The organism is Streptococcus sp. Marseille-Q5855 (assembly GCF_946901985.1).
Taxonomy (GTDB): domain Bacteria; phylum Bacillota; class Bacilli; order Lactobacillales; family Streptococcaceae; genus Streptococcus.
Window position 1 is genome coordinate 186,974 of record NZ_CAMPPR010000001.1, and the last position, 22,426, is coordinate 209,399.

At 39.6% G+C, this 22,426-nt stretch carries 25 protein-coding genes and 1 tRNA gene; 12 read left to right on the forward strand and 14 right to left on the reverse strand.

Going from position 1 to position 22,426, the window contains the following annotated elements; genetic code table 11:
* Window positions 1-71 precede the first annotated feature (71 nt).
* The 8 genes from OC529_RS00895 to queF all read left to right on the forward strand — a co-directional run bounded on the left by OC529_RS00895 (window position 72) and on the right by queF (window position 4,716).
* A complete protein-coding gene (locus tag OC529_RS00895) occupies window positions 72-1,025 on the forward strand; it encodes an aromatic acid exporter family protein (protein ID WP_262081280.1) in 954 nt (317 codons plus the stop codon).
* A gap of 142 nt (window positions 1,026-1,167) precedes the next feature.
* Window positions 1,168-1,548 carry a MarR family winged helix-turn-helix transcriptional regulator gene (locus tag OC529_RS00900; protein WP_112443854.1) on the forward strand — a complete coding sequence of 127 codons (381 nt, stop codon included), beginning with the start codon at window positions 1,168-1,170 and terminating at the stop codon, window positions 1,546-1,548.
* 99 nt (window positions 1,549-1,647) lie between these two features.
* Window positions 1,648-1,869, forward strand: coding sequence for a DUF4649 family protein (locus tag OC529_RS00905; RefSeq protein WP_000570253.1), 222 nt, complete (start codon window positions 1,648-1,650; stop codon window positions 1,867-1,869).
* A 15-nt stretch (window positions 1,870-1,884) separates the two neighbouring features.
* The gene (gene trxA / locus OC529_RS00910) at window positions 1,885-2,199 is read left to right on the forward strand and encodes a thioredoxin (protein WP_001029581.1); all 315 of its coding nucleotides are present in this window, start codon (window positions 1,885-1,887) and stop codon (window positions 2,197-2,199) included.
* A gap of 201 nt (window positions 2,200-2,400) precedes the next feature.
* The gene (queC, locus tag OC529_RS00915) at window positions 2,401-3,054 is read left to right on the forward strand and encodes a 7-cyano-7-deazaguanine synthase QueC (RefSeq protein WP_112443853.1); all 654 of its coding nucleotides are present in this window, start codon (window positions 2,401-2,403) and stop codon (window positions 3,052-3,054) included.
* Window positions 3,054-3,497 carry a 6-carboxytetrahydropterin synthase QueD gene (queD, locus tag OC529_RS00920; RefSeq protein WP_112443852.1) on the forward strand — a complete coding sequence of 148 codons (444 nt, stop codon included), beginning with the start codon at window positions 3,054-3,056 and terminating at the stop codon, window positions 3,495-3,497. Before queC ends, queD begins: the two co-directional genes overlap by 1 nt.
* Window positions 3,490-4,206, forward strand: a complete 717-nt coding sequence (queE, locus tag OC529_RS00925) for a 7-carboxy-7-deazaguanine synthase QueE (RefSeq protein ID WP_173277561.1) — start codon at window positions 3,490-3,492, stop codon at window positions 4,204-4,206. Before queD ends, queE begins: the two co-directional genes overlap by 8 nt.
* 18 nt (window positions 4,207-4,224) lie before the next feature.
* On the forward strand, window positions 4,225-4,716 hold the full coding sequence (gene queF, locus OC529_RS00930) for a preQ(1) synthase (protein ID WP_000082584.1): 492 nt from the start codon (window positions 4,225-4,227) through the stop codon (window positions 4,714-4,716).
* A gap of 253 nt (window positions 4,717-4,969) precedes the next feature.
* On the opposite strand, the gene OC529_RS00935 is transcribed toward queF, so the two are convergent.
* Window positions 4,970-5,638 (reverse strand): MIP/aquaporin family protein, encoded by a 669-nt coding sequence (locus OC529_RS00935; protein ID WP_262081281.1) that lies wholly within the window; start codon window positions 5,636-5,638, stop codon window positions 4,970-4,972.
* A gap of 254 nt (window positions 5,639-5,892) precedes the next feature.
* Here OC529_RS00935 and OC529_RS00940 point away from each other — a divergent pair, with 254 nt between their 5' ends.
* Window positions 5,893-6,657: a (S)-acetoin forming diacetyl reductase gene (locus tag OC529_RS00940; RefSeq protein WP_000048147.1), complete on the forward strand. Its 765-nt coding sequence runs from the start codon at window positions 5,893-5,895 to the stop codon at window positions 6,655-6,657.
* Window positions 6,658-6,764: 107 nt separating this feature from the next.
* Here OC529_RS00940 and OC529_RS00945 read toward each other — a convergent pair whose 3' ends face one another.
* Window positions 6,765-7,556 (reverse strand): DUF2785 domain-containing protein, encoded by a 792-nt coding sequence (locus tag OC529_RS00945; protein ID WP_262081377.1) that lies wholly within the window; start codon window positions 7,554-7,556, stop codon window positions 6,765-6,767.
* Between the two features lie 11 nt (window positions 7,557-7,567).
* Entirely contained in the window at window positions 7,568-7,900 is a 333-nt protein-coding gene (locus OC529_RS00950; protein ID WP_000182730.1) for a winged helix-turn-helix transcriptional regulator, read from the reverse strand.
* Window positions 7,901-8,050: 150 nt separating this feature from the next.
* Here OC529_RS00950 and OC529_RS00955 point away from each other — a divergent pair, with 150 nt between their 5' ends.
* Window positions 8,051-8,440 (forward strand): nuclear transport factor 2 family protein, encoded by a 390-nt coding sequence (locus tag OC529_RS00955; RefSeq protein WP_049511481.1) that lies wholly within the window; start codon window positions 8,051-8,053, stop codon window positions 8,438-8,440.
* Window positions 8,441-8,608: 168 nt separating this feature from the next.
* Here OC529_RS00955 and pepF read toward each other — a convergent pair whose 3' ends face one another.
* From pepF to OC529_RS00990, 7 genes are read right to left on the reverse strand one after another with little or no spacing between them, the layout of a single operon-like run.
* The gene (gene pepF / locus OC529_RS00960; RefSeq protein ID WP_262081282.1) at window positions 8,609-10,405 is read right to left on the reverse strand and encodes an oligoendopeptidase F; all 1,797 of its coding nucleotides are present in this window, start codon (window positions 10,403-10,405) and stop codon (window positions 8,609-8,611) included.
* A 10-nt stretch (window positions 10,406-10,415) separates the two neighbouring features.
* Complete coding sequence (locus tag OC529_RS00965; protein ID WP_262081283.1) at window positions 10,416-11,159, reverse strand: 16S rRNA (uracil(1498)-N(3))-methyltransferase; 744 nt, start codon at window positions 11,157-11,159, stop codon at window positions 10,416-10,418.
* 1 nt (window position 11,160) lies between these two features.
* Window positions 11,161-12,111: a 50S ribosomal protein L11 methyltransferase gene (gene prmA, locus OC529_RS00970; RefSeq protein ID WP_262081284.1), complete on the reverse strand. Its 951-nt coding sequence runs from the start codon at window positions 12,109-12,111 to the stop codon at window positions 11,161-11,163.
* Between the two features lie 30 nt (window positions 12,112-12,141).
* Window positions 12,142-12,900, reverse strand: a complete 759-nt coding sequence (locus OC529_RS00975) for a hypothetical protein (RefSeq protein WP_175880548.1) — start codon at window positions 12,898-12,900, stop codon at window positions 12,142-12,144.
* A 1-nt stretch (window position 12,901) separates the two neighbouring features.
* On the reverse strand, window positions 12,902-13,993 hold the full coding sequence (locus OC529_RS00980; protein ID WP_262081285.1) for an AAA family ATPase: 1,092 nt from the start codon (window positions 13,991-13,993) through the stop codon (window positions 12,902-12,904).
* Window positions 13,975-15,459 (reverse strand): DUF262 domain-containing protein, encoded by a 1,485-nt coding sequence (locus OC529_RS00985; protein WP_175880546.1) that lies wholly within the window; start codon window positions 15,457-15,459, stop codon window positions 13,975-13,977. Before OC529_RS00985 ends, OC529_RS00980 begins: the two co-directional genes overlap by 19 nt.
* A 35-nt stretch (window positions 15,460-15,494) precedes the next feature.
* Window positions 15,495-15,965 (reverse strand): DUF3013 family protein, encoded by a 471-nt coding sequence (locus OC529_RS00990; protein ID WP_049531867.1) that lies wholly within the window; start codon window positions 15,963-15,965, stop codon window positions 15,495-15,497.
* 115 nt (window positions 15,966-16,080) lie between these two features.
* Here OC529_RS00990 and OC529_RS00995 point away from each other — a divergent pair, with 115 nt between their 5' ends.
* Together OC529_RS00995 and OC529_RS01000 are read left to right on the forward strand one after the other, a co-directional pair.
* Complete coding sequence (locus OC529_RS00995; RefSeq protein WP_262081286.1) at window positions 16,081-17,352, forward strand: replication-associated recombination protein A; 1,272 nt, start codon at window positions 16,081-16,083, stop codon at window positions 17,350-17,352.
* A 264-nt stretch (window positions 17,353-17,616) separates the two neighbouring features.
* A tRNA-Lys gene (locus OC529_RS01000) sits at window positions 17,617-17,689 on the forward strand.
* A 207-nt stretch (window positions 17,690-17,896) separates the two neighbouring features.
* On the opposite strand, the gene OC529_RS01005 is transcribed toward OC529_RS01000, so the two are convergent.
* From OC529_RS01005 to OC529_RS01020, 4 genes are all read right to left on the reverse strand, one after another.
* Window positions 17,897-19,216: a glycoside hydrolase family 32 protein gene (locus OC529_RS01005; RefSeq protein WP_173213093.1), complete on the reverse strand. Its 1,320-nt coding sequence runs from the start codon at window positions 19,214-19,216 to the stop codon at window positions 17,897-17,899.
* Between the two features lie 9 nt (window positions 19,217-19,225).
* Window positions 19,226-20,071 carry a carbohydrate ABC transporter permease gene (locus OC529_RS01010; RefSeq protein WP_000819520.1) on the reverse strand — a complete coding sequence of 282 codons (846 nt, stop codon included), beginning with the start codon at window positions 20,069-20,071 and terminating at the stop codon, window positions 19,226-19,228.
* 1 nt (window position 20,072) lies between these two features.
* On the reverse strand, window positions 20,073-20,975 hold the full coding sequence (locus tag OC529_RS01015) for a carbohydrate ABC transporter permease (RefSeq protein ID WP_262081287.1): 903 nt from the start codon (window positions 20,973-20,975) through the stop codon (window positions 20,073-20,075).
* A gap of 97 nt (window positions 20,976-21,072) precedes the next feature.
* Entirely contained in the window at window positions 21,073-22,383 is a 1,311-nt protein-coding gene (locus OC529_RS01020; protein ID WP_060628702.1) for an ABC transporter substrate-binding protein, read from the reverse strand.
* Window positions 22,384-22,426: the final 43 nt, after the last annotated feature.

Here is a 22,426-nt window from a genome sequence, read left to right on the forward strand (position 1 = left end):
CTCAAGTACTGCCTACGGCTAGCTTCCTAGTTTGCTCTTTGATTTTCATTGAGTATTATCAGGAAATTTTTATGTCTATTAGCCAACGTACGACCAAGCTCATCTTAGCTACCTGCCTTGCCTGCCTGCTTGCTTATTTTCTCAATCTTTCCTCAGCAGTTTCGGCCGGAATTATCGCTCTCTTGAGCCTATCTGATACGCGTAGAAGTACCTTAAAACTGGCCCGCAATCGGCTCTTTTCCATGCTTCTGGCTCTGGTTATCGGGGTTTTGGCTTTTCACTTGAGCGGATTTCATATCTGGAGCCTTGGCCTCTACCTAGCCCTTTATGTGCCCCTAGCCTACAAGATGGGCTGGGAAATTGGTATCACACCAAGCACGGTTTTGGTTAGCCATCTCTTGATTCAAGAGTCAACCTCTCCAGACCTTCTAGTCAATGAATTCCTTCTCTTTGCTATCGGTACAGGATTTGCCTTACTGGTCAATCTCTACATGCCTTCACGAGAAGAGGAAATCCAGCACTACCACACGCTGGTAGAAGAAAAGCTAAAAGATATCCTCCAGCGCTTCAAATATTATTTATCCAGAGGGGATGGACGCAACCGAGCACAGCTGGTGGAAGAATTAGACACGCTTTTAGAAGAAGCACTCAGACTGGTCTATTTGGATCACTCTGACCACCTCTTTCACCAAACCGACTACCATATCCACTACTTTGAGATGAGACAGCGACAAAGTCGTATCCTGCGAAATATGGCCCACCAAATCAACACCTGTCACCTAGCTGCCAGTGAAAGCCTGATTTTGGCCCAACTCTTTTCAAAAATTGCTAGTCAACTAAGCCAGACCAATCCTGCTTCTGATTTGCTAGATGAAATTGAACGCTATCTGGAAGTCTTCCGGAACCGCAGTCTGCCCAAGACAAGAGACGAATTTGAAACCCGTGCCACCCTTCTTCAACTCCTACGTGAAGCCAAAACCTTCATCCAAGTAAAAGTTGATTTTTACCAAAAATATGGACAGTAAAAAAGAAAACCACTAAAAAACAGAACTTGCTAGCTCTTTTGAAAAGTAGTATAATTATTGCATGCACAATCATCTTGTGATGCAGAGACTGTCCGTAAATGGACTTTCTTCTATTTACAACTCTAAAAAGAAAGGAGATACTATGACCTATTTGGAAAAATGGTTTGACTTCAATCGGCGTCAGAAAGAAATTGAAAGTCTCTTGGAAGAGACCATTGCCCAGAAGAGCGAGCAAAGTCTGACCTTGAAAGAGTTTTACCTGCTCTACTATCTGGACTTGGCTGAAGAAAAATCTCTACGCCAGATTGACCTGCCAGATAAGCTTCATCTGAGCCCGAGCGCTGTTTCTCGGATGGTGGCTCGTTTGGAAGCTAAAAATTGCGGTCTGCTCAGTCGCATGTGTTGCCATCAAGATAGACGCTCTAGTTTTATCTGCCTGACAAGTGATGGGCAAAAGACACTGACCTCGCTACAAAAGGCTGTCGAAGCAAGCTTGGAAACTGGTTTGGATTTCTTGATTTGAGATGATTTTAGAAAAAAGTTGCGTGCGCAATCATTTTTCTTGACATTCTCTTCTACAAGGAGTAAAATAAAGTCATCATTAAACAAAGGAGTTTTAAACATGATTGAAATCACCTATTTAGATGCCAGCAAGAACGAAAGAACTGTGACTTTCGAGTCTTATGAAGACTTTGATCGTTCGCAGCAAGCTTGCCTTATCGGCGTCGCAGACTACTACCCTGTCCAAAAATTGACTTATAAGGGTCATGATTTGGACTACCATGGGACTTATGGAGACATCTTCTTCTATCTCAAGAAACAAGATTTAAGCCAATATAACTAAAAAAGGAGAAATACAATGGCAAAAGCAATTACAGATGCAACATTCGAACAAGAAACAAAAGACGGTTTGGTCTTGGTAGACTTCTGGGCAACTTGGTGTGGTCCATGTCGTATGCAAGGTCCAATCTTGGATAAATTGTCTGAAGAACTTTCAGAAGATGTCTTGAAAATCGTTAAAATGGACGTTGATGAAAATCCAAACACAGCTCGTGCTTTTGGAATCATGTCTATCCCAACTCTTCTCTTCAAAAAAGACGGCCAAGTTGTCAAACAAGTTGCTGGTGTTCACACAGCAGAACAAATCAAGGCCATCGTTGCTGAATTGAGCTAATCGCACTAGAGACCAAGTACTTTCTTTGGTCTCTTTTTTCTTGCCCTTTGCCATTTTTCAAAAAATATGCTAGACTGTAGATAGAATATTACGATGTTTGGGACACGCCATCGCTAAAAAAAACCTTGACTTGGTATTTTTTAGCTCCCTCATGGGAGCTTTTTGCGTGCTCTGAACATTTCCCATTTTGGAAGGAGTACTATGAAACGTCAATCTGCCTTGGTCGTCTTTAGTGGCGGTCAAGATTCTACAACCTGCCTCTTTTGGGCTAAAGAACACTATGAAACAGTCGAAGCCGTTACCTTTGCCTACGGCCAACGCCATCATCTCGAAATTCAAGTCGCTAGAGAAATCGCTAAGGAACAAGGGATTCGTCATCATATCCTAGATATGTCTCTGCTGGGGCAAATCACTGAGAATGCCTTGACCTCTGATTTGGAAATCGAACAAAAAGAGGGTGAGGTTCCCAATACCTTCGTTGACGGTCGCAACCACCTCTTTCTGTCCTTTGCGGCAGTCCTTGCTAAGCAACGAGGCATTACAGACATCGTGACAGGTGTCTGCGAGACAGACTTCTCAGGCTACCCCGATTGTCGGGATGTCTTTATCAAATCTCTCAATGTTACCCTCAACCTTGCTATGGATTACGACTTTGTTATCCAAACACCTCTCATGTGGCTAGACAAGGCTGAAACTTGGGAATTAGCCGACCAACTCGGTGCCTTTGACTATGTTCGTGAAAAGACCTTAACCTGCTACAACGGGATTATCGGAAGTGGCTGTGGAGATTGCCCAGCCTGCCACCTACGTCAACATGGTCTGGATGTTTATCTCTCACAGAAAGGAGAGGCCTAATGTTTTTTGCACCCAAAGAAATCAAACAGGAAACCGGGGAGTCTCTTGTCTACAATCCTCACAGAACCTTGGTATCAAAAGAATTTACCTTTGATGCTGCCCACCACCTCTTTCACTATGAGGGAAAATGCAAATCCCTGCACGGCCACACCTATCATCTGCAGATTGCTGTCAGTGGATTTTTAGATGAACGGGGTATGACCTACGATTTTGGAGACATCAAAGCCATCTACAAGAACTACTTAGAGCCCCACTTGGATCATCGCTATCTCAATGAAACCCTGCCCTATATGAACACGACTGCTGAAAATATGGTTTACTGGATTTTCCAAACCATGAACCAAGAGTTGCCAGACGAGCGCGGTCTCCATTTGGAATACGTTCGCCTCTATGAGACTCCGACTGCCTTTGCGGAGTTTAGACGGGAGTGGTTAGATGACTAGGGAACGTGTCCTCAAACTACCAGTTCTGGAAATTTTTGGTCCAACCTTTCAAGGCGAAGGCCGTGCTATCGGGCAGAAAACCATGTTTGTCCGCACTGCAGGTTGCGACTACCACTGCGACTGGTGCGATTCTGCCTTTACATGGGATGGCTCTGAAAAACCGACTCGTATGACAGCTGATGAGGTCATTGCTGCCTTGGATAAATTGGGGAGCTACGACTATGTAACCCTATCTGGGGGAAATCCTGCTATCCTAGCAGCTAACATGGCCGAACTCGTCACCAAACTCAAGGAACGCGGTGTCACCCTTGCTGTCGAGACTCAAGGTTCTCGCTGGCAAAATTGGTTAAAAGATATTGACCAGGTCACTCTGAGCCCCAAACCTCCTTCATCCAAGATGGAAGTCAACTTTGAGACCTTGGACTTTATCGTTTCCCAACTGGATCCAGATAAGGTCACCTTTAAAATCCCTGTCTTTGACGATGCAGATTTGGCCTTTGCCAGAGGAATACAAGAACGCTACCAACCAGATGTTCTCTTTTTATCAGCAGGAAATCCTGAACCCAAGACTAGAGGCAATATTGTCCAAGACCAACTGGACCGCCTCAAAGAACTCTGGGAACGCATCGCTGCCGACGATAGCTGGGGCAATGTCCGCGTCCTTCCTCAACTCCATACCCTCCTCTACGATAACCAACGTGGTGTTTAAGATTAGAAAGAAAAAATTATGTCACAACAAGAAGAAATGAAAAACCTCAGCCTACTAGGCAACAAAGAAACCAACTACATTTTCGAGTATCAACCAGATGTCCTCGAATCCTTTGACAATCGTCATGTGGAAAATGACTATTTCATCAAGTTCAACTGCCCTGAATTTACCTCACTTTGCCCCATCACTGCTCAGCCAGACTTTGCAACTATCTATATTTCCTACATCCCTGACAAGCTCTGTGTTGAGTCAAAATCCCTCAAACTCTACCTCTTTAGTTACCGAAATCATGGAGATTTTCACGAAAACTGTATCAACACCATCGGTAAAGACTTGGTCAACTTGCTAGACCCTCGCTATTTGGAGGTTTGGGGAAAATTCACTCCTCGCGGTGGCATCTCAATTGACCCCTACTACAACTACGGTAAGCCAGGAACTAAGTATGAAGGCTTGGCAGAACAACGCCTCTTCCAACACGATCTTTATCCAGAGAAAATTGACAATCGTTAAACTCATACTCAATGAAAATCAAAAAGTAAACTAGGAAGCTAGCCGCAGATTGCTCAAAGCACTGCTTTGAGGTTGTAGATAATACCGACGAAGTCAGCTCAAAACACTGTTTTGAGGTTGTAGATAAGACTGACGAAGTCCGTCACATATATAATCCAAGGTGAAGCTGACGTGGTTTGAAGAGATTTTCGAAGAGTATCATACGAAAAAACCCTGTTCCTCAAGATGAGGAGCAAGGCTTTTTGAGTTTCAATTATTCTTCTGTTCCAAGGAAGTTTTTCGCAACGAGGGCTGCAAGAACTCCACCAACAATTGGTGCAAGGATGAAAATCCAAACTTGTTGAAGGGCTGCACCACCTACCAAGACAGCTGGTGCCAAGCTACGTGCTGGGTTTACTGAAAGTCCAGTGATGTTCAAGCCAGCTAGAATCAAAGCTGTCAATGACAAACCAATCACCAAACCAGCGATTGCGCCATTACCTTTGCTTGCTGATGTTACAGTCATGATAACCAAAACAAACAAGAAGGTTGCGATTGTTTCAAACAAGAAACCACCAAAGACAGTTACACCGTTTGCCAAGGCATTTTCACCAAGACTTGCAGTTGACATACCTGAATTTGCCAAGAGGAAGAGTACAGATCCAGATGCAAGGAAAGCTCCAACTACTTGTCCAAGGATGTAGTTGACAAGGTCTTTTGATGACAAACGTTTGTTAACAAACATAGCAATAGAAACAGCTGGGTTCAAGTGAGCACCTGAAACAGTTCCGATTGAGTAGGCTGCAACTACGATTGCCAGACCAAAGGCAAAGGCGATTCCAAGGTGTCCAAGACCTTCAAGACCATTTCCAAAAACAACAGCTCCTGTTCCGATGAACACAAGCATGAACGTACCGATTAACTCAGCAACAAATTTTTTCATTTTCTTTCTCCTTTTTTCAAAAACTAGATACTAGTCTATCAAAAGAGGGAAAGGGTTTCAAGAAAATTGATTGGAAATTTTCAGGATAGAATTCTATAAAAACGGTAGCATTTATTTGAAACATTTTTTCTAAAGTTATATAATGTCAATATAGTTCTAATTAGTTATTCATTCCCTAATTTGAACTAATTTTACAACTTTGCTGTTCTTTTATGAACGTTTGAATGGTATCGTGGATACCAAGGAGGAATCATATGTCTAAAGTTGCTATTGTCACAGGTGCAGGTCAAGGAATCGGTTTTGCAATCGCAAAAAGATTGGTTCAAGATGGCTTTAAGGTAGGAGTCTTAGACTACAATCCCGAAACAGCTGAAAAAGCTGTTGCCGAATTATCAGCTGAAAATGCCTTTGCTGTCGTGGCCGATGTTTCGAAACAGGCCGAAGTTGCACAAGCATTTCAAAAGGTTGTTGACCATTTTGGTGATTTGAATGTTGTCGTAAATAACGCTGGTGTTGCTCCCACTACTCCTCTTGATACAATTACTGAGGAACAATTTACACGCACTTTCGGTATCAACGTTGGTGGTGTCATTTGGGGTTCACAGGCTGCACAAGCACAATTTAAAGCACTTGGCCACGGAGGTAAAATTATCAACGCAACCTCTCAAGCTGGTGTAGTCGGTAATCCAAATCTAACTGTTTATGGTGGGACTAAATTTGCTGTCCGCGGAATTACGCAAACATTAGCACGTGATTTAGCAGATTCAGGCATCACTGTTAACGCCTACGCACCAGGTATTGTGAAAACACCAATGATGTACGATATCGCTCATGAAGTCGGTAAAAATGCAGGAAAAGATGACGAATGGGGTATGCAGACATTTGCAAAAGATATTACCCTAAAACGTCTATCTGAACCAGAAGATGTGGCTGCTGCTGTCAGCTTCCTTGCAGGACCAGATTCAAACTACATTACAGGACAAACCATTATCGTTGATGGTGGTATGCAATTCCATTAAGATACAGGAAAAGAGGTTGGAAAATGATTCAACCTCTTTTATTAGTTTTCATTATTAGTTAGGAGGATACAATAGAAACTCTTTCAATAAATAATATTAGCTTATCCCTAGTATTGAAAAGACTGGATAGCTTCTTTCAAGTCATCTTGTAAACTATTTCTCTGGTCAAGTTGGACATAAACTTCCAACAGACAGGATCTGAAGTTGGAAAATTTATAAAAATCCTCCCTTTCTTCTATCGGAAAGTCAACAGCTTTTATCCAAGAAGCTACTTGCTCTTGCTCCAACTTCCCTTGTAAAATAGGTTCATAGACCACTCTTGCTAAACGCCAATCTTCATCATCTGTAAAGCGAATCGAAACTCTTTTAAATAGTTGGCCAAGTATCTCAAATACTTCATGAACTCTGTTTTTAGGAAAGTTTGGATGACAAACCACCTCTGTCAGTAAATCAGCTCCATGTGCAAAAGCATGAACCCAACCATACTGACTTGAAAAACCCCTTGTATCCTTTTCTTTTGAAAGATAGTACAAACCTTGATTTAAAAGGACATTACGAATCTCTGCCTTTAATCCCTGATAAAAAATCGATTGCTGGTTGGCATCTGCAGACAAGAGATTTGCATAAATAAGCGCCCTAAAAGAACGTTCAAGGGTTGGCAGACCTACCTTATCAATTTCTTTATCTAGTCCTCCATCAGCTAAGACAACCTCAGCAATGAAATGAAATTGTTCCTGTGTAAATAGCTCTTCCTGAATCCCTCTAGCAAAGCTTGTAAAAACAAGGTCATCACGAATTTCTGGAGAAGGATCTCCCAAATGGTCAAGCAACCACTGGATTTCTTCATCACGATAACTTGGTTTTTCTTCTGCTATTTTTCTAAGTAACTCTTGATACATGGTCAATACCTCTACATTTCTAGCAACTTGATATAATCTAGACCCCATTTCTCGACAGCATCTAAAACAACTCTGAATTCCTGCCCCATTTCGGTTAAGCTGTACTCAACTCGTGGGGGAACTTCGGCATAGACCTTTCGTTGAACAATCTTATCCTTTTCTAATTGACGGAGATGACGGGTCAAAATAGTTTGAGTAATCCCAGGCAATAATCTCTGCAATTCTTTAAATCGTTTGGTACCCGTACTCAACTGATAAATGATTACCAGTGCCCATTTCCCCGTTAAAACCCTCTGCGTTGTCGCAAATGGACAAATACCATACTCACTCACTTTATTTGTCATAAAATATCTTCTTTCTATTTTTTTAAAAAAATTTATCTTTTAGTATCAATAAAAGTACCACTTTTGATACTAGCTATCGAAAAAGTGTCTACTTGTTTTTTTGTTTGTAACTGTTACAATTATATCATAAAAAAGAAATGGAGAATAGATATGTCAACAAACTTAGAAATTTTCAACGCTTATAACCAAGCTTTAATTGCTGGTGACTTTCCTGGTGTCTTTGAAACGATGGCAGATGATATTATCTGGCATCAACCTGGTACTCATAGTATATCTGGTACAGTTGTTGGTAAGGACAAGCTAGGACCTCACTTGGCTACATTTGCTGAGAAAACTAATGGAACTTTTAAGGTGGTAACAAATTGGGTTTCTGACAATGAGGATTTAATCGCAGCTAATGTTACTTTTCTTGGAACACGTGCTGATGGTACTGAACTCAATATGAACGGGATTGACCTCTTCCGCATTGAAGACGGAAAAATCAAAGAAGTTTGGCTCTTCTCTTCAGATCAAGCTGAAGAAGATAGCTTTTGGGGATAATTTAAGAGGCCAGGACAAAAAATTTTGATTTTAGGAATTCTTTATTATAAATTTTTAAAATCGATAGATTAGAAAAAAAGCGAACAAGACAGAATTCTGAATGTCAGATAACTCGTTTTGTTCGCTTTTTATATTTAAGGTTAGACTTTTGTCCCAGACTCTTTTAATTTACTCTCCCAACTGGGTACTGTAGGCGATGATCTGATCAACTGTGTCAGACAAGAACTGGATAGTATCACGGAGTGGTTTATCTGTTGAAATATCAGCTCCGATAATCATGGCTGACTCAAGCGGTGTCTTGCTACCACCTGATTTAAGGAGATTTAGCCAGTCTTCAGCTCCAGTTTCTGAATGTTTCAGATGAAGGTAACCTGCAGTCGAAATCACAAGTCCAGCTGAGTAGGTGTAACTATACAAGCCCATATAATAGTGAGCTTGGCGCATCCAAGTCAAAGCTGCATCGTCGTCAATTTCAATGGCATCGCCCCAGAAGTCTGTCAAGACTTCCTTCATAATGCTGTTGAGCTTGCTTGCTCCAAAGGTCTCCCCTTCTTCAATCAATGTATACACCTTACGCTGGAAGGCTGCTTCCAAGAGGTGGGTGATGAAATTATGGAAGTAGGTATCTGTCAAACGGTGAGCCAGAGCGAAGCGTTTTTGACGAGGGTCGTCAGACTGGTGCTCCAAGTAGTCACTGAGGAGCAATTCATTTAAGGTTGACGGCGCTTCAACATAGTAGGTCGACATGTGGGCATTAAAGTAGCTTTGATGATTATCTGAAAAGATGAATTGACCAGAATGCCCGATTTCATGAATCAAGGTATAGACATCGCTCAAACGGCCTGTCCAGCTCATGAGGACATATGGATGAACGCGATATGGGTCCGCTGCATAGCCACCAGAATCCTTGCCACTATTGGCAGCAAAGTCCACCCAGCGCTCTTCTTGATAGCGAGCAACTTCCTGACAATATTCTTGCCCCAAAGGTTCTACCGACTTCATGACCAAATCATAGGCATCGTCAATAGTCACTTGAGGATTAAGGGCGCTATCCAAGTCCAATTTCCAGTCTGCAAAGGTCATCTTTTCAAGACCATTGACCTTAGCAACATGCTTGAGGTATCTCTGAGCAACGGGCGCAAAGTCCTTCATGATAAGGTCAATCTGGCGGTCAAACATAGCACGGTCCACTTCCTGCTCAGCTAGAAGATAATCAAAGACTGAGTCGTAGCCCTTCATATCAGCTAAAAGTTTTTCAGACTTAACCTGAGCTAGATAGGCTGCTGCAGCTGTATTCTGGTGCTTACGGAGTCCTTCTGAGAAGGAACGGAAAGATTTCTCACGAACCCCAGCATCCTCGTGGTTTTGGTAGAAATTCTCATAGGTCACAAAGCTGTTTTTGTAGGTCTTGCCATTGACTTCAAAGTCGGCCATTTCGAAATCCCCAGCTCGCATCTTAGTGTAAATGTCCTGTGGACTGTAGAAAACTTCACCGAGATTGGTCAAGGCCTTCTCCACATCAGCCCCTAGATAGTGGGCTTTTTTGATTTTGGCCTGACGAATGGCTGCCGTCAAGTGAGGTAATTCACCCAAACGGTCTAAGACTTCCTCATCAGCTTCCACCAAGGCATCGTCAAAGAAGGTCAAGGCTACACTGGCATCTGTTTCAAATTCCATCCCAGCTTGGGCAATGTTGGCAAATTCGTCATTGCTATAGTCTGTCGTCTGAGGCATAAATCCATAGTTACCAATATGGCTCATCTGAATGTAGATTTGTTCCAATTCCCCAAAGGCCTTTTCAAAATCCTCAAAAGTATGAAGATTGCCCGTGTAATCACGGCTAAACTGGTTGATGTCTTCACGAGCCTTCTCGATCGCACGTAAGAAATCCTCACGATCTTGGTATAGGGCTGTTAAATCCCAAAGTTCCTTCTCTGGAAATTCTGAACGGTGTTTTTGTTCCATTTTCTTCCTCTTATTTCTCTAATTCTAATAAAACACTAAGGGCTGATAAGGCGTAAAGTGGTGCTGTTTCTGCTCGCAAGATACGAGGGCCAAGTCCTGCCAAGACTGCTCCCTTAGCTTCAAAACTCTCAATTTCTGCAGGTGAGAGACCACCTTCTGGACCAAAGATAAAGAGCAGTTTGGCTCCTTTTTCAAGACCAGTGACTGCTTGCAGAAGCGCAGCGGCTTCTCCTTCTTTGGCCGACTCTTCATAAGCCACTACGATAGAGTCAAACTGGTCTAGTTGGACTAGAAAGTCAGCTTTGTTCTCGAAAAGCTGGATACTTGGAACAACATTACGCTTGCTTTGTTCTGCTGCTCCAAGGGCAATTTTTTCTAGTTTTTCAACCTTTTTACCCAATTTCTTGCCATCCCACTTAGCAACGGACCAATCGGCAGGGAAGGCCCAAATCTGGCTGGCACCCAGTTCGGTAACTTTTTGAGTGATAAACTCCAGCTTGTCCCCCTTAGGAAAGCCGGATGCGATGGTCACTTGGACCGGCAGTTCCACATTGTCAGCCAATTCTTGGACCAACTCAAACTGACGAGCTTCCACATCCAGCACGCGCGCCAAGCGCTTGATGCCATCCTCAAAGACTAAGGTTACCTCGTCATCTTCTTTCAAGCGCATAACCTGAAACATATGCTTGCTAGTTTCCTTGTCCTCGATGGTGACAGGAGAGACTGCACTACCCTTGACAAAATACTGCTGCATGCTAGCCTCCAATCACACCGGAAATATCCTTGGTTTTCTTAAAGACACAGGCATTCCATTCCCCTTGAACCATGTGAGTTTCGAGGAAGAATCCAGCTGACTCAGCTGACTCGCGCACCATGTCCCACTTGTCCTTAATAATTCCACTCATGATGAGGTAGCCTTCATCCTTGACCAAGCGATAGGCATCATCCGTCAGATGGACGAGGATATCCGCCAAGATATTAGCTACAATCACATCTGCCTCAATCTCAACACCCTTAAGCAAATCACCTGCAGCTACATGGATATTTTCCATGCCAGGGTTGAGCTCAATATTTTCCTGAGCAACTCGAACTGCTACATCATCTAGGTCATAGGCGAAAATTTCCTTAGCACCAAGTAGCGAGGTAGCAATGGAGAGGACGCCTGAACCAGTCCCCACATCTAGCACCGTTTCGCCACCTCGAAGAACCTGCTCCAAGGCAAAGAGGCTCATCTTGGTAGTTGGGTGGGTCCCTGTCCCAAAGGCCATACCTGGATCCAGCTTGATAATCTTTTCTCCCGCAGTCGCCTCATAGTCTGTCCAAGATGGCACGATAGTCAAATCATGAGTGATGCGAGCAGGTTCATAGTATTTCTTCCAGTTGTCTGCCCAGTCTTCCTCAGCCAAGGCAGTCGTCCCCATCTTGACCTCACCCAAATCCATAAAATCTGTTAATTCTGCTAGGAGAGCCTGCAAGTCTGCCTCAACCACTGCCACATCCACCGTTTCAGGGTAGTAGGCGGTCACAACGATTTCTTCTTGCTGCTCGACCTCTGGGAAAATCTCACCGAAGCGGTCTACATTTCCCACATAGTCCATGCTATCTTCAATCGCAACACCTTGCGCTCCCAGCTCAATCAAGAGATTGGAAACTAACTCCTCCCCCTCACGCTTAACTGTAACTTTTAACTCTTGCCATGTTTCCATGATAATCTTCTTTCTAAAATCCTAAATTACTTATAAGTGATATCCAATCTTTCCCAAAACAATCTTATTAGCTGATTCATTAAAATCGAAATATATACGCACACTACTATCAGGTCGAAATAATTTAAAATGCATTATATAATGATGATTTCCAATTTTATATTTTTCTTTTATCTCTCCACTTCCCATGCCTGAACAATTTGCTACGGAAGATTTTAAACTATTAATTAATTCATTTCTATGCCCAATAAATGAATCTAATTTATTACCATAACAAAAATCATTCAAATCATATAAAACTCGTATGATTTCTTGTTTATAATCCTTTGCTGAATAACCTTTAACAAATTCAAACTCAAAATCTTCCTCTGCTAATAAAAAATTATCAAAATAAGGCATTTTGAGCGTTGATTCAAATTCACTCATCGGCATCGATAATATGAACTCTTTTTCTAGTTCCATTGCTTCCGCATCATTAATTACTGAATTTTTTATCTCTCTATCTGTTAAAAATTTATAATAACAATCACTCTCAATTTCTTTATATGTTTTTCGACTTCTTATTTCAATATTTTTATATAATTCTGGTAACAGAAGATTAAGAAATTCATTTGATACATTAATTATGAGGTTCCTATTTTCATCTTCCGCACAATAATATTCATCGGGAATTTTACAAGAAGAATTTTCAATATTCTCCTTCAAATAAATAGAGTAGTCACTCTCCATTGTAATCGCTCCAAAATCACTAGGAGTATGTACATACAATTCACCAATCTTATGTTTCATTCTATCTTCCTAATCTATGTTTCATCATTTCAAATAAATCAATTTTAGCTTGATCAAAGAAACCTTTTGGCCAATCAATAATTTCTCCTGATTCATTGACTCCGATAGAAATTATTTCATGTCTTCCATCTTGTTTATTAAAATAATATAATCTAAAATCGGATTCAACACACTTTTGTCTTAAACTATATAATCTCATACCATTAATTACATGATCACTATGTGTTTCAACGATTACCTGGACCCCACCTTTATGGCTTAATTCAGCTAAAAATTGTCCAATTTGAGATTGTCCATACGGGTGCAAATGTGCCTCTGGATTCTCAACAATGAGCACTCTCTCTTTTTTATCTTCATTATTTAATACCGATAAATAAAGCCCTTGAACTATGATTGGAAGAATATAGGATATCCCAAAACCAACATTAGTTGGTAATACATCTATTCCATTTTCTTTAAACCTCAATGAAGACACTCCTAAGTCATCATTGACAGAAACTTCAAATTGAACATCATCAATAATTTTATTTACCCAATACTCACACTCATTTTTAAATCCACCATTGCTCTTTTTCATTACTGTCGGAAATTTTAAAGCTCTATACTTAACATTAACTCTCTCCAAAACAAACAACGTATTCTGACCAAAACTTCCTACATCTTCTACATCTGTTTTTTCAATCATTTGCGAAACTCTAGGGCCAAACCTTTCAGCATTGATATAATAAAATGTTTTCTCATTTCTTTCATTTGCTACCGTTGATAAGTAATTTTCAGAAAAACGTTCCTCTTCAATAGAGAATTTAGAAATTGTATCATCAATAGCAATTTGAAATTCCTGTCCACTACTATCTATGTCTAGGTTACTATCATTAAAATTAATTAACTTAGACGGTAAACCTAAATTTAAACCACATACATTATTTGTATAAATTTTCTTTTTTTCTCCAGCTAATTCATATAATAGAAGACTTTGAATAAATGAAGATTTACCAGCTGAGTTTCTACCAGTTAATACTGTCAACTTGGATAAATCTATACTTTCATCTCGAAAACACTTATAATTTTTAATTTTTATATTTCTGATAGACATTCGTCAATAACCTCCTGACACATTCTAAAATAATTTTCTACTTTACTTTTACTGTTCGTTGAAGTTGATATAGACATAAAATTATTAGGATCTTTTAATTTTTGCGAGAGTTTAGCTAGGGCAATATGACTGTAATTTTTAAAGTTATACTCTTCATATTTTCTATTTGCTAAAATAACACTAAAGGCACTAAAAAGTGGTTTGTTAATTAACATAGAATATTCATACTGTTCTATCTCTTCATTATAGCTAAGCTTCACAAATCCTTTATCCCCAAATAACTCAAAACATCTACTCATTGAATTTTTAAAAATTTCTAAATATTGACTAAGGGTTTCTTGAGAAATTATCTTATTCAACTTTTCATTTTCATCATTTAATAAATCAACAATGTTAGAATTCTGATAATTTACTTTTTTTTCTTCAAAATCATAGATTCTATAAAAGGCAAAAAATCTCAATACTAATTCATGATGATCTAATCTCAATGTTTTAACACGTCTGTTAGTCGCAGATAGAAATTCTTCAGATTCTGTACATAAATTCAATAATTTTCTAGTATTATTTGTACTTACTGCATTTCTCATTTCCTGATTATTAAGAGCTTTACCTCCTGTGTTAATTCGTTTAAAAATATCATAAATGATTCGGTGTGGAGAATCATAACTAAGTATATTCAAAGATAATTGTGTTCTGTTTATTCGACTTTTTATTTTGGGAGGAAGTTCCGAAAATTTCATTCCGTTGTATGGAGTACCCAGATACTCTAATGAAGATAACCGAAACTTATCGTCTAAAAAATCAAAAATGGTTGTTAAGCGTTGTTGACCATCGATAACAGAAAATTCATAATCTTCACTGCTATCCGCACCAGTTTCATACAAGTAAAATGCAGGTATAGGTATGCTTAACATTAATGATTCAATTAAATGTGATTTTCTCTTGTTCTCTTTCCAAACATAGCCGCGTTGAAAATCTGGACTTAAGTTGATTGCATCTTCCGTATGAAGTTCATGCAAATATTTAACCGACAGCAACTGTTGTTGTATGCTGATATCTTCTGGGTTAAACGGACTACTAATATCCTCTGTAATCTCTTCCTCTGTATTTTCAACTCCTAAAAAATTATTTTCCGCTTTTTCAATGGTTAGTTCTTGAAGTGATTCCTGAAACTCAATAAAATTCAATGGCTCCTCATTAAGAGACTTATAAAAGAATAACTCTCCATCTTCGATTACCACAACGAACGCTGGAACTTGAAAATACGATTCGATACGCTCTAGTATATCATTATCTTTTTTATACGTTTCTTTATACTCCAATATTACAAATGGCTTCTCAGAGTGGAAAATAGCAAAATCTACAAATAAATGATTATGGTTATCTTTACTAATTTCATGACTTCTCCGAATGTCATAGCCTACAAATTTTTCATTTAATTTATCAAAAATCTGTTGTTCTTTCATAATATATTCTCCTTTTTGGCTTTATTTTTTATTATTTAATATCTCGGATAAGGATAAAACTCCCCCTCTTCCAAGCCGACTTTTCCTTCTTCAAAGACTTCTTGGTTCCATTCCATGACGAATTCTTCTGCTTCTGGGTCTTCCAAAAAGTCCATGAGGGCATCTAGTCCAACCTCGGCAGTATCTTTGAGGAATAGCGCAAAATAAGCTAAAAATTCGCGAGAAAATCCTTTTTTAGGTAGGTAAGGAATGACCGTCAAATAGTCTTCTGCATTGACTGTTGATTTGGCAGGATTGTAAAAAAGCACTGCTTCTTCAAAGAGAATGTCATCTGATGAAACCTCTCCATCTTCATCCACCATCTCCACACCTGCAGCATTTTGCGCTTCCAATAGAAAACTCACTTCAACCGCGTGGTTACGCTTGTCCCAACTAATCTCAAAGTCAAAGGGAAAGTTCTTCTCCAACTCTTCCTCTAAAACATCTAAAAATCCATATGTTGCCATTTTGTCCTCTTTCTATGCGACTCTTAAATCGCCCCGATTGCTCGGAAATATGCTAAAATAGATACTACCATCTTACCACATATACATCAGAAAATCCACGTTAGAAAGGACTGCTATGCCAGACAATCTCGCGCTTCGCATGCGCCCTAAAACCATCGACCAGGTAATCGGTCAGGAGCATCTGGTCGGACCTGGAAAAATCATCCGCCGCATGGTGGAAGCCAACCGCCTGTCCTCCATGATTCTATATGGCCCTCCGGGAATCGGCAAAACCAGTATTGCCTCTGCCATCGCTGGAACGACCAAGTATGCCTTTCGAACTTTCAATGCGACAGTTGATAGTAAAAAGCGACTGCAAGAAATTGCGGAAGAGGCGAAATTCTCTGGTGGTCTCGTCCTATTACTAGACGAGATTCATCGACTGGATAAGACCAAACAAGACTTCCTCCTGCCACTCTTGGAAAGTGGACTAGTCATCATGATTGGCGCTACGACTGAAAATCCTTTCTTTTCTGTCACTCCTGCCATTCGTAGTCGTGTTCAAATTTTTGAGTTGGAACCTCTGTCTAACCAAGACGTCAAAGAGGCCCTTCATATAGCTCTAAGTAACCCTGAGCGTGGTTTTGATTTTCCAGTAGAACTAGATGAGGATGCGCTGGATTTCATCGCAACCTCTACAAACGGAGACCTGCGTTCTGCCTTCAACTCGCTGGACTTGGCTGTTCTTTCTACCCCTGAGAATGACGAGGGCATCCGCCATATCACCCTCGACATCATGGAAAATAGCCTGCAGCGGAGCTACATCACTATGGATAAGGATGGAGATGGCCACTATGATGTTCTCTCAGCTCTGCAAAAGTCTATCCGTGGCTCAGATGTGGATGCCAGTCTTCACTATGCTGCTCGCTTGATTGAGGCTGGGGATCTGCCTAGTCTCGCACGTCGCTTGACTGTTATCGCCTATGAAGATATCGGCTTAGCCAATCCTGAAGCCCAGATTCATACCGTGACTGCTCTGGATGCTGCCCAGAAGATTGGGTTCCCAGAAGCCCGCATTCTCATTGCCAATGTCGTGATTGATTTGGCCCTTTCTCCAAAATCCAACTCAGCCTATGTAGCTATGGATAAGGCACTTGCTGACCTCAAAACATCAGGGCACTTGCCTATTCCGCGACACCTGCGTGATGGACACTACAGCGGAAGCAAGGAACTAGGGAATGCCCAAGACTATCTCTATCCACACAACTATCCTGGAAATTGGGTCAAGCAAGACTATCTGCCAGAAAAAATTCGCAATCATCACTATTTCCAAGCAGAAGATACTGGTAAATATGAACGGGCTTTGGCTCAAAGAAAGGAAGCTATCGACCGTTTGCGAAAAATCTGAAATCCTTTTCAAAAAATTGCACTTTCCTCTTGATTTTTTTCGAAAAAGTGGTATCATATAAACATAGAAACGCTGTGGTGTACGACTTCACACTTAAGTGTTGACCGACTATTTTTTGTATTATTAGGGAAACAAAAGTCTTCTAACAGCATGTAGGCCGTCTCACACGGAAACAGCTTCAGTTAGAGCGAGTTGCCCACCTGCTTAATTGCGCGGGTTCAATACAAACCGTGAAGTTTCGGCACCAATACAGCTTTTTTCTTTGCCTCCTTAGCTCAGCTGGCAGAGCAGCGGACTCTTAATCCGTGGGTCACAGGTTCGATCCCTGTAGGGGGCATCTAAATACAACAGGAAAAGCCTTGGAACCAAGGTTTTTTTGCTTAAATAAAATTTTTTTCAAATTCTTTAGAAAACTAGCTTAAATCATAATCCAACACCAATTTTACAAATACTATAAACTAAGCTTATATACCCAAAACACAAAAAGTTCTCTTTCCATTTTGCTAGAAAGAGAACTTTTTCTTTAGGAGAAATAACTTAATTTTTAATCGATTCGTGATAGCTTAGCTGGCACTGTTAAGTAATAAGTTGCAGTCAAGCTTGCTTCGCCTTGATTGACAAAAATCTCGATGGAATTTTTATCTAAAATAACATCCAATTCTTTAGCTTCAATATCTACATACCGTCGACTAGTGTCCTGTTCTTCTTCACCTAGAATTTTTTGAACAAGATGGCTACGATCAATGTAAACTTGCTGCGCATTACTGTCATAACCAAATTCAAGATAATCTGTATCATTTCCTAAGTGGTAATGACAATCTTTATCTATTTGGATTTGATATTGGCCTTTTTTAACAGGGAATTGTCTTAGTTTGCCATCTTCCAACCTTAGAATTCTAGGTAAAGTCATGGCACATGCCCACTTGTGTTCTTGGTCATGGGTTGGAAGGGTACGCCCCCATGTCTGCATCCAAGCAATCAGGATACGACGATTTTGATCGTCCAACAATGTTTGAGGCGCATAGAAGTCTTGCCCATGATCAATTTCTTGAACTGATTCTGGGATAAAACGTTTTTCTCCCCAATCTACCTTACCCGTAAACAAAACCGATGAGTTGATGTTATGATATGAGTCTCCCTCACGCTGATAACGCATGGGTGACATAATAAGGCAATCCTTCCCATCTAACTCAAAGTAATCTGGGCATTCCCACATAAAGCCTTGGTGTTCTACCCCTTTTAAAAAGATGGATTCGAACCGCCATTCTACTAGGTTATCGGATCCTAGTAGAACGATACAGCCCACATTATCCTTGTGTTTGGCAGCTACTACGGAGTAATAGCGTCCATCTTTTTCAAAGAGTTTTGGATCACGGAAATCAGCAGCAATCAACTCATCTGGCAAGTCTGCTCCAGTTGCAACTGGATTTTGTTCAATCTTTTCAAAGTGAATCCCATCGTCTGAAAATGCCATATTTTGCACTTGACGAACACCTGTTTCTTCTTCGATATGTCCAGTGTACATGAGCCAGAGGCGATCATCCTTGACAATGGCAGAACCTGAGAAACATCCATTGCGGTCATAATCTTGGTCAGGAGCAAGTGCCACTGGCAAGTGCTCCCAAGTCACCAAGTCCTTACTTTTAGCATGACCCCAGTGCATAGGTCCCCAAACACTATCATAAGGATAGAATTGATAAAAGAGATGGTATTCTCCACGAAAATAGACAAATCCATTTGGATCATTGATCCAACCAATCTCAGCTGAAAAATGTTCTTCAGGCTTATATTGAGTATTTACGAGACGTTTATTTTCTGCTATAAAACGATTGGCTTTTTCTACTGTAAATGTTTTATTTATCATAAGTACATCCTATTTTATTCCAGTTCCGGAACCACCCAGACCTTGAACAATATATTTCTGAGCGACTACATAGACCAAAATCAACGGAATCGTTGAAATAGTTAATACAGCCATTACCTGATTGATATAAACTGGTTGAGTTGTATTAATAGTTGTAATTGCAACCTGCATTGAAAATTTAGAAGAATCTGTCAAAACCATCAATGGCCAAATATAATCATTCCAGCTTGAAATAAATGATAAAACGCCAACTGTAGCAACTGCAGGTTTAGACATTGGAAGCATAATTCTAAAGAAAATTCTAACGATACTTGCTCCGTCCATCTTTGCAGACTCAAGAATCTCTTCTGGAATTGCAATAAAGAAATTCCTAAATAAGTAAATATTAAATACACTCGCCAATCCTGGAATAATAACTGCAAGACGATTATTGACCAAACCTAAGGAATTGATAATGGTAAATTGTGGAATTAACACAGTTTCTACTGGAATAATAAGTAAAGCAAGTAAGAAACCAAATAAAATTTTCTTACCTGAAAAATTGACTTTTGCAAAAGCGAAACCGGCCAGTGCATTGACAATAATAGAACCAATAGCAAACGTTCCAGCATAAAAAATGCTGTTCCCTAGATATGTAAAAATACTAAAGCGCTCAAATACTTCCTGATAAGGTTTAAACCAATCAGCGGGATTTAAACTTGGTAAGAAGGCTTGCCAACTAGTCAAATTTTTATAAACATCCGCTTCTGGCTTCATGGCTGAAACTACCATCCAAACCATAGGAAAAAGGAAGAGTCCTGCCAATAGCGTTAACAGAATATATTCTAAGATTGTTGTTGGTTTAAATCGTTTCATCTTAGTCATCCTCCTTCAGAACGCGACGTTGCACTAAGCTAATCATACCAATTAACGTTGTAAATACTAAAGCGATTGAGCTAGAATATCCTACAAGACGATCAGTAAAACCTTGTTGATAAATATAGTACACCATAGTAATTGTTGAGTTTAATGGCCCACCTTGCGTCATAACCATTGGTTGTACAATTAGCTTAAAAGCAGAAATTAAAGTTGTTAACAATACAAACAGGGCTGTTGGTTTTAGTAGGGGCATCGTGATATAACGAAACTGAGCCCATTTTGAGAATCCATCTAATTCAGCAGCTTCATAGACATCTTGTGGAATATTCTGCATTCCTCCTAAAAATAAAAGCATCTGATAACCTGCACCCTGCCAAGCAGAAACAAAAACAATTGCATACATAGCTTGTTTAGGACTAGTCAAGAAAGGTTGAGAAGCAATACCTACCTTATTTAAAATAGCATTTAATAAGCCACTATTTGGATTTAAAAGATAAAGCCAAAGAATAGAAATAACTACCAAGGACATGACAACTGGAGCAAAAAAAGCCACTTTAAAAAACATATTCCCTTTGCGCTTTTTATTAACAATCAAAGCCATTCCTAAGGCTGCTCCCAATTGAACTGGAATAATCCAAACCACAAATTTCAAAGTATTCAAGAAGCTCTTTAAGAAAATCGGATCCTTTATTAATCGAATAAAATTCTCAAATCCAACAAATTTTCTTTCATCTGGTGTCAACAAATAATAATCTGTAAAAGCGTAATAAATGACCATTCCAACTGGAATTACCAAAAAGATACCTAATAAAATTAAAGCTGGAGCTAAAAAACTATAACCTAGTATGTTATCTTTTATTTTTTCACGTCTTTTTGTATCCACAATAGTTTTTTTACTCATATTCATCTCCTTTAGTCATATATATATCAAACTAATCTACTAACAAGAAAGGGGAAGGTAGTTCCAAACGTTTTCCTTCCTCCTTCCTTTTTACAGATTATTTGAGTGACTGATCAATAGCAGTTTGCATTTCTTTTGTACGAGTATCCAAGACTTTTTGCACATTTGGATTTTCTTCATAATAGCTAATATCTTGCATTGCTTGTTGAAAAGCTCGAGAAACCTGAGGATATGCTACGACAACTGGGCGAGCATGAGCTGTTTTTGAATTTTGTTCCATCAAGAAACGCATTGGTTCGGATACTTTATCTTTGATATTTTCAATTGTAGATTTACGAATTGGAAGGACCGAATTCCCCAAGCTAATAATTTCACTTGATTCTGTATTTGTAGCAAATTTAACAAATTCAGATGCTGCTTCTTTTTTATCAGATTTTGTCGTAACAGCTAATTGCCAACTACCTGAAGGGGATACTAATTTTTTCGTCTTACTAGATACTGGGTAAGGAAGGATACCAAAATCAATATCTTTGTAGTTTGTATTCATGTCAGCAATCGTCCAAGAACCACTCAAAAGCATTGGATACTCTCCTGTTTCAAAACCTTTTTCGACTGGACTAACAGTTGTATAACCTTCTTTTACAAGATTTTGAATGAATTGAACTGCTTCTACACTCTCTTTGGAGTTGAAGTATCCTTCTGCCTTTGTTCCATCTTCGTTTACGACAGAACCATTATTTGACCAAATCAACGGCATATAAGCATATGGCAACATTTCATCGTTTGAATTAATACGAAAATCAATTGCCGGTTTGTTATAATGATCTTTCAATTTTTTAGCAATCGTATTAAATTCGTCCCATGTCCATGGCTTTTCTAGCGTTGGAAGCTCTGATTCCGCAATTCCGGCCTCTTTGAACATTTTTTTGTTGTAATAAACACCAACATTCGATTCAGAAAATCCAAATGCATAGAATTTGCCATCATAAGTTCCTTGTTGTTTAATACTGTCCAAAACATCATCCATATTATTATCTTTTAGATAATCATCTAGCGGAGTAATCACTTTAGATTTTGCATAAGCTGCCGTATTTGGTCCATCAAGGGTAATAACATCTGGAAGACTATTAGTCGTGATAGCAGCATTAACCTTGTCTTCATATCCTCCACCACTACCACTACGAGGAATATACTCAGTTACAACTTTGTACTTACTTTTTCCTGATTGATTAAAGTTGTCAACAACTTTTTGCCAAGCTTTTCCTTCATTGGTTTCGTCAGAGAATTGTACCCAGACTTTAATATCATTTGAAGAACTAGCTTGTTTTGAGTTAGTTCCTCCACTACAACCTGCAAGTATAGCTAACGATAGCCCCGCAACAACAGATAACATTGTACCTTTACGCATTATTTTCCTCCTTTTTGAAACGTTTCATTTTTTATTTATTTTT

Excerpts from the sequence above, each read along its gene's own strand:
- OC529_RS00900 (WP_112443854.1), top strand. The coding sequence starts at position 1,168 with ATGACCTATTTGGAAAAATGGTTTGACTTCAATCGGCGTCAGAAAGAA.
- OC529_RS00955 (WP_049511481.1), top strand. The coding sequence starts at position 8,051 with ATGTCAACAAACTTAGAAATTTTCAACGCTTATAACCAAGCTTTAATT.
- OC529_RS01010 (WP_000819520.1), bottom strand. The coding sequence starts at position 20,071 with ATGAAACGATTTAAACCAACAACAATCTTAGAATATATTCTGTTAACG.
- OC529_RS00980 (WP_262081285.1), bottom strand. The coding sequence starts at position 13,993 with ATGTCTATCAGAAATATAAAAATTAAAAATTATAAGTGTTTTCGAGAT.
- OC529_RS00935 (WP_262081281.1), bottom strand. The coding sequence starts at position 5,638 with ATGAAAAAATTTGTTGCTGAGTTAATCGGTACGTTCATGCTTGTGTTC.
- OC529_RS00985 (WP_175880546.1), bottom strand. The coding sequence starts at position 15,459 with ATGAAAGAACAACAGATTTTTGATAAATTAAATGAAAAATTTGTAGGC.
- queD (WP_112443852.1), top strand. The coding sequence starts at position 3,054 with ATGTTTTTTGCACCCAAAGAAATCAAACAGGAAACCGGGGAGTCTCTT.
- OC529_RS00945 (WP_262081377.1), bottom strand. The coding sequence starts at position 7,556 with ATGTATCAAGAGTTACTTAGAAAAATAGCAGAAGAAAAACCAAGTTAT.
- prmA (WP_262081284.1), bottom strand. The coding sequence starts at position 12,111 with ATGGAAACATGGCAAGAGTTAAAAGTTACAGTTAAGCGTGAGGGGGAG.
- queF (WP_000082584.1), top strand. The coding sequence starts at position 4,225 with ATGTCACAACAAGAAGAAATGAAAAACCTCAGCCTACTAGGCAACAAA.
- OC529_RS00995 (WP_262081286.1), top strand. The coding sequence starts at position 16,081 with ATGCCAGACAATCTCGCGCTTCGCATGCGCCCTAAAACCATCGACCAG.
- OC529_RS00950 (WP_000182730.1), bottom strand. The coding sequence starts at position 7,900 with ATGACAAATAAAGTGAGTGAGTATGGTATTTGTCCATTTGCGACAACG.
- OC529_RS01015 (WP_262081287.1), bottom strand. The coding sequence starts at position 20,975 with ATGAGTAAAAAAACTATTGTGGATACAAAAAGACGTGAAAAAATAAAA.
- trxA (WP_001029581.1), top strand. The coding sequence starts at position 1,885 with ATGGCAAAAGCAATTACAGATGCAACATTCGAACAAGAAACAAAAGAC.
- queC (WP_112443853.1), top strand. The coding sequence starts at position 2,401 with ATGAAACGTCAATCTGCCTTGGTCGTCTTTAGTGGCGGTCAAGATTCT.
- queE (WP_173277561.1), top strand. The coding sequence starts at position 3,490 with ATGACTAGGGAACGTGTCCTCAAACTACCAGTTCTGGAAATTTTTGGT.
- OC529_RS01005 (WP_173213093.1), bottom strand. The coding sequence starts at position 19,216 with ATGATAAATAAAACATTTACAGTAGAAAAAGCCAATCGTTTTATAGCA.
- OC529_RS00975 (WP_175880548.1), bottom strand. The coding sequence starts at position 12,900 with ATGAAACATAAGATTGGTGAATTGTATGTACATACTCCTAGTGATTTT.
- OC529_RS00905 (WP_000570253.1), top strand. The coding sequence starts at position 1,648 with ATGATTGAAATCACCTATTTAGATGCCAGCAAGAACGAAAGAACTGTG.
- OC529_RS00990 (WP_049531867.1), bottom strand. The coding sequence starts at position 15,965 with ATGGCAACATATGGATTTTTAGATGTTTTAGAGGAAGAGTTGGAGAAG.
- OC529_RS00895 (WP_262081280.1), top strand. The coding sequence starts at position 72 with ATGTCTATTAGCCAACGTACGACCAAGCTCATCTTAGCTACCTGCCTT.
- OC529_RS00940 (WP_000048147.1), top strand. The coding sequence starts at position 5,893 with ATGTCTAAAGTTGCTATTGTCACAGGTGCAGGTCAAGGAATCGGTTTT.
- OC529_RS01020 (WP_060628702.1), bottom strand. The coding sequence starts at position 22,383 with ATGCGTAAAGGTACAATGTTATCTGTTGTTGCGGGGCTATCGTTAGCT.
- OC529_RS00965 (WP_262081283.1), bottom strand. The coding sequence starts at position 11,159 with ATGCAGCAGTATTTTGTCAAGGGTAGTGCAGTCTCTCCTGTCACCATC.
- pepF (WP_262081282.1), bottom strand. The coding sequence starts at position 10,405 with ATGGAACAAAAACACCGTTCAGAATTTCCAGAGAAGGAACTTTGGGAT.